This is a genomic window from Hydrogenophaga sp. 70-12 (assembly GCF_001897365.1).
In the GTDB taxonomy this organism is placed as follows: Bacteria; Pseudomonadota; Gammaproteobacteria; order Burkholderiales; family Burkholderiaceae_C; genus Hydrogenophaga; species Hydrogenophaga borbori.
In genome coordinates, this window is record NZ_MKSS01000400.1 from 1 (window position 1) to 5,392 (window position 5,392).

At 65.6% G+C, this 5,392-nt stretch carries 4 protein-coding genes; 2 read left to right on the forward strand and 2 right to left on the reverse strand.

Features of this window, described 5'->3' with window-relative positions; translation table 11 throughout:
• Positions 1 to 6: 6 nt before the first annotated feature.
• A complete protein-coding gene (locus BGO22_RS20505) occupies positions 7 to 909 on the reverse strand; it encodes a DMT family transporter (RefSeq protein WP_083293251.1) in 903 nt (300 codons plus the stop codon).
• Between the two features lie 319 nt (positions 910 to 1,228).
• Here BGO22_RS20505 and aceA point away from each other — a divergent pair, with 319 nt between their 5' ends.
• Positions 1,229 to 2,560: an isocitrate lyase gene (gene aceA / locus BGO22_RS20510; RefSeq protein ID WP_070399968.1), complete on the forward strand. Its 1,332-nt coding sequence runs from the start codon at positions 1,229 to 1,231 to the stop codon at positions 2,558 to 2,560.
• Between the two features lie 186 nt (positions 2,561 to 2,746).
• Here aceA and BGO22_RS20515 read toward each other — a convergent pair whose 3' ends face one another.
• The gene (locus BGO22_RS20515; RefSeq protein ID WP_070399969.1) at positions 2,747 to 3,616 is read right to left on the reverse strand and encodes an alpha/beta fold hydrolase; all 870 of its coding nucleotides are present in this window, start codon (positions 3,614 to 3,616) and stop codon (positions 2,747 to 2,749) included.
• Positions 3,617 to 3,859: 243 nt separating this feature from the next.
• On the opposite strand from BGO22_RS20515, the gene thrS reads away from it, so the two are divergent.
• Positions 3,860 to 5,392, forward strand: a 1,533-nt coding sequence (gene thrS, locus BGO22_RS20520) for a threonine--tRNA ligase (protein WP_286852328.1), incomplete at its 3' end; no start/stop codon positions are given.

The window sequence follows — 5,392 nt, forward strand, 5'->3', positions numbered from 1 at the left end:
CCGGCGTCAGGTCTTGGTACGGCTCGGGAGTGTGGCCAGCACCAGGCCCAGCAGAGCGATGCCAAAAGCCAGCAGCTGCAGGCCGCTGAGGCGTTCGCCCATGAAGACCACGCCAATGAGCGCCGCGCTGATGGGCAGCATCACGGTGAACACGCCGGCCTGCGAGGCGGGCACGGTCTTGAGCCCGGTCATCCACAGCCACACCGTCCACACACTGGCCGCCAGCGCGTAGAACACCAACAGGCCCCAGGTGGGCAGGGCCACGGCGCCGAAGTTGAAGCTCAGCGCGGCCCACACGCCCAGGGGCGTGACCAGCGCCAGCCCCCAGAGGTTGATGATGGCCGAGATGCGCTTGGGTCCCAGGCCCTCGGTGAGGCGCTTGCCGATGACCACGTAGGACGCCTCGCACACCACCGCTGCGAACACGAGCAGGTTGCCGAGCAGGGCCTGGGCGCCGCCCACGGCCGGGCCGGCGCCCTTGTCGAGCGAAAAGAGGCCGATGCCCAAGGCCGCGCAGGCGATGCCCGCCGCGCTGCGCGCGCCGATGCGCTCGCGCAGAAAGATGGCGCTGAGCACCGCCACCACGGCGGGAATGGACGACATCACCACGCCCGCGGCCACGGCGGTGGTCAGGCTCACGCCGTAGAGCATGCAGATGGAGAACAGGAAATTGCCCAGGAAGGACTCGAGGAAGAGCAGGGCGCGCGTGCGCGGGCTCAGGGGGGGCTCGTCGGCGGGCTTGCGCAGCCAGCGCCACATGGCCAGGGCGCCGATGCCGAAGCGCAGCCAGGCCAGCAGGAACACCGGAAACACCAGCACCAGGGGCTTGGACAGCGCCACATAGCTGCCCACGAGCGCCATGCTCAGGGCCAGGCAAGCGTAGGCCGTGGCACGGTGAAGGGAGGTCACGGGAAAAGTGTGGGCGGGGGCGGGGTGGTCCGCATCATGCCTCAGCCACTGGCGTGGGTTTCGGGATGAGGAATTTGCTTTTCACATCAAGAAAATGTGGAATGCTGCGTCGCGGAAAAATTTCTTGATATGGGAAATTGAATTTCGTATTGAAAAAATCAATGAAAATTTCATTGATTTATAAGAAGAAAATTTTTGTCTTGTATAAGACATAAGAGACGATTTAAGTCTTCTACAAGACTTAGAGTCATGTCCAACGGCAACGCCTTTGCCGCGAACGCCGCCCCGGTACCCATCAACCCCCCCAAGGAGTGTCCCCATGCCCCAGTCCCTCACCGAACAGCTCAGCCGCGCGCAACAGATCGAAGCCCTGGAGAAAGACTGGGCGACGAACCCGCGCTGGAAAGGCGTCAAGCGCGGCTACAGCGCCACCGACGTGGTGCGCCTGCGCGGCAGCATGCACATCGAGCACACCCTGGCCAAGCGCGGCGCGGAAAAGCTCTGGGAAAAAATCAACGGCGGCGCCAAGAAGGGCTACGTGAACGCCTTCGGCGCGATCTCCGCCGGCCAGGCCATGCAGCAGGCCAAGGCGGGGCTGGAGGCGGTCTACCTGTCGGGCTGGCAGGTGGCGGCCGACGGCAACACCAGCGAAACCATGTACCCGGACCAGTCGCTCTACGCCTACGACTCGGTGCCCACCATGGTCCGACGCATCAACAACACCTTCAAGCGCGCCGATGAGATCCAGTGGGGCCGCGGCATCGAGCCGGGCAGCAAGGAGTTCATCGACTACTTCCTGCCCATCGTGGCCGACGCGGAAGCCGGCTTCGGCGGCGTGCTCAACGCCTTCGAGCTGATGAAGAACATGATCGCGGCCGGCGCCGCCGGTGTGCACTTCGAGGACCAGCTGGCCGCCGTGAAGAAGTGCGGCCACATGGGCGGCAAGGTGCTGGTGCCCACGCAGGAAGCCATCGAAAAACTGATCGCTGCACGTTTCGCCGCCGACGTGATGGGCGTGTCCACCATCGTGCTGGCCCGCACCGACGCCGAGGCAGCCAACCTCATCACCAGCGACCACGACGCCAACGACAAGCCCTTCCTCACCGGCGAGCGCACCCAGGAAGGCTTCTACCGCGTCAAGAACGGCCTGGAGCAGGCCATCAGCCGCGGCGTGGCCTACGCGCCCTACGCCGACCTGGTGTGGTGCGAGACCGGCACGCCCGACCTGGGCTTCGCGCGCGAATTCGCGCAGGCCGTGCACGCCAAGAGCCCGGGCAAGCTGCTGAGCTACAACTGCTCGCCCTCGTTCAACTGGAAGAAGAACCTGGACGACAAGACCATCGCCCGTTTCCAGGACGAGCTCTCGGCGCTGGGCTACAAGTACCAGTTCATCACCCTGGCCGGCATCCACATCAACTGGTTCAACACCTTCCAGTTCGCCCACGCCTACGCCCGCGGCGAAGGCATGAAGCACTACACGGAGATGGTGCAGGAGCCCGAATTCAAGGCGCGCGAGCAGGGCTACACCTTCGTGTCGCACCAGCAGGAGGTGGGCGCGGGTTACTTCGACGACGTGACCACGGTGATCCAGGGCGGTTCGTCGAGCGTGAAGGCGCTGACGGGCTCGACGGAGGAAGAGCAGTTCCACTGAGCCGGATCCACGGATCGCGAGGACACTCGAGGAGACAGGGCCGCCCTTCGGGGCGGCCTTTTTGCTGGGGGGCGGACAGTCGGCCGCCCGGCGGTCCGATCCGCCAGCCGCTCCGCTGTCTGCCAGGGGGGCTTCTTTTCGGCAGGGGGCGCTGACGGCGCGACCTTCGGGGCCACGTTGGGTGGGTCAGGGGTTCGGTCGGTGCCGTGTTTCCACGCGTTCGATGAAGGCGCGCATGAGGGCCGCGCATTCGGCCGCGTGTGTTTCCAGCAGGAAATGCGGGCCATCAAGGATGTGCGCTTCCATGCGCGGCAGGTCCTTCATCCACGAGAGGGTCTCTTCGAGCGCGAAGAAGGCGTCGTGCCGGCCCCACAGCATCAGCGCTGGCGGTTGCCAGCGGGCGAGCCAGTCGGCGATGTCCGCGAAGCGCGCGACGTGGTGGCGGTAGTCCAGCACCAGCTGGCGCTGCGTCGCCAGCCGGCCGGGCAGGTTCATGGTGCGCCAGTCCCTTTCCCACTGTTGCGGGTCGATGCGCGCGGCCAGGTCGTCCGGTATGCCGGCCACATATTGGTCGCGTGTTCCCTTGAAGCTCAGGTGCGCGGTCGCCTCGGCTTCCCGCTCGGGTGAGGGGGCCTTCCAGTAGGCCCGGGTGGCCAACCATTGCGGTCCCAGGCCGCTCTCATGGGCGTTGGCGTTCTGGACGATGAGCCCGCGGATGCGGTCCGGCGTGCGCGTGGCGAGGTGGAGTCCGACCGCTGCGCCGTGGTCGTGCAGGTAGAGGTGGAAAGAGGCCACCCCGAGTCGCTCCAACAGTTCGCCGACGATGTCCGCCAGGCGCGAAAAGGAGGCTGGCTCGATGGGCGAAGAGCGGCCGAAGCCCGGCAGATCGGGTGCGATCACGAAGCAGTCGCGCGCGAGCGGGTCGATCACGTGCCGGAACGATCCGGACGAGCTCGGGAAGCCGTGGATCATCAGCAGGGCTGGCTGGCCCCGGTCGCCACTCAGGCGGACCGCCACGTCGGTGCCCTGGACCCGCAGAAGGGTGATGGGATTCATGGGACGTCTTGCCGGCAAACGCCGTGCCCTGTCCGCAGGGGACGGCCAGGGCCCTTTGTGGGACAATCTATGTTTCCGTCCACCAGAAAGAGCGAGAAAGGCATGTCGGTTATGACACCGCGAACTCAGGCGTTTTTCTTCGCGGCCTCTTGAGGCCAGCAGTTCGCGCCTGCCCGAGTCCTTTTCCTCTTCCTCATGAAAGCGCGGCCCCAGCCGCGCTTTTTTGTTTTCCGGATACCCACCATGCCCCAGATCACGCTTCCCGACGGTTCGCAACGCAGCTTTCCCGCACCGGTGACGGTGGCCGACGTCGCGGCCTCCATCGGCAGCGGCCTGGCCAAGGCCGCGCTGGGCGGCAAGGTGGACGGCCGGTTGGTCGACACCAGCTACACCATCGATCGCGACGCCTCGCTCGCGATCGTCACGGCCAAGGACGCCGACGGCCTGGAGATGATCCGCCACTCCACCGCCCACCTGCTGGCCTACGCCGTGAAAGAGCTGTATCCCGAGGCGCAGGTCACCATCGGCCCGGTCATCGAGAACGGCTTCTACTACGATTTTTCGTACAAACGTCCTTTCACGCCCGACGACCTGGCCGCCATCGAGAAGCGCATGGCCGAACTCGCCAACAAGGACGAGAAGGTCGAGCGCCGCGTGTTGCCGCGCGATGAGGCCGTGGCCCACTTCAAGGCCATGGGCGAGCACTACAAGGCCGAGATCATCGCCAGCATCCCGGCCAACGAGGACGTGAGCCTCTACCGTGAAGGCGGGTTCGAGGACCTCTGCCGCGGTCCGCACGTGCCCAGCACGGGCAAGCTCAAGCACTTCAAGCTCATGAAGGTGGCCGGCGCCTATTGGCGAGGGGACCACCGCAACGAGATGCTGCAGCGCATCTACGGCACGGCCTGGGCCACCAAGGAAGAGCTGCAGCAATACCTGACGATGCTGGAGGAAGCCGAGAAGCGCGACCACCGCAAGCTGGGCCGCGAGCTGGACCTGTTCCACCTGGACGAGCACAGCCCCGGCACGGTGTTCTGGCATCCCAAGGGCTGGGTGGTCTGGCAGGAGGTGGAGCAGTACATGCGCCGCGTCTACCGAGACAACGGCTACCTGGAGGTCAAGGGTCCGCAGATCCTGGACAAGGCGCTGTGGGAAAAGACCGGCCACTGGGACAAGTACCGCGAGAACATGTTCACCACGGAGTCGGAAAAGCGCGACTACGCGCTCAAGCCGATGAACTGCCCTGGCCACATCCTCATCTACAAGCAGGGCATCAAGAGCTACCGCGACCTGCCGCTGCGCTTCGGTGAGTTCGGCAACTGCCACCGCAATGAGCCCACGGGCGGGCTGCACGGCATCATGCGCGTGCGCGCCTTCACGCAGGACGACGGCCACATCTTCTGCACCGAAGACATGATCCAGGCCGAGGTCGCCGCCTTCACGACGCTGCTGCAGAAGGTCTACAAGGACTTCGGCTTCACTGAGATCCTCTACAAGCTCTCGACGCGCCCCGAGAAGCGCATCGGCAGCGAGGAGAGCTGGGACAAGGCCGAGGCCGCCCTGGCCCAGGGCCTGCGAGCGTCGGGCTGCGAATTCGAGTACCTGCCGGGCGAGGGCGCCTTCTACGGCCCGAAGATCGAGTACACGCTGAAGGACGCCCTGGGGCGCCAGTGGCAGTGCGGCACGATGCAGGTCGACCCGAACATGCCCGAGCGCCTGGACGCCGAGTACGTGGCCGAAGATGGCTCCCGGCAGCGCCCCATCATGCTGCACCGC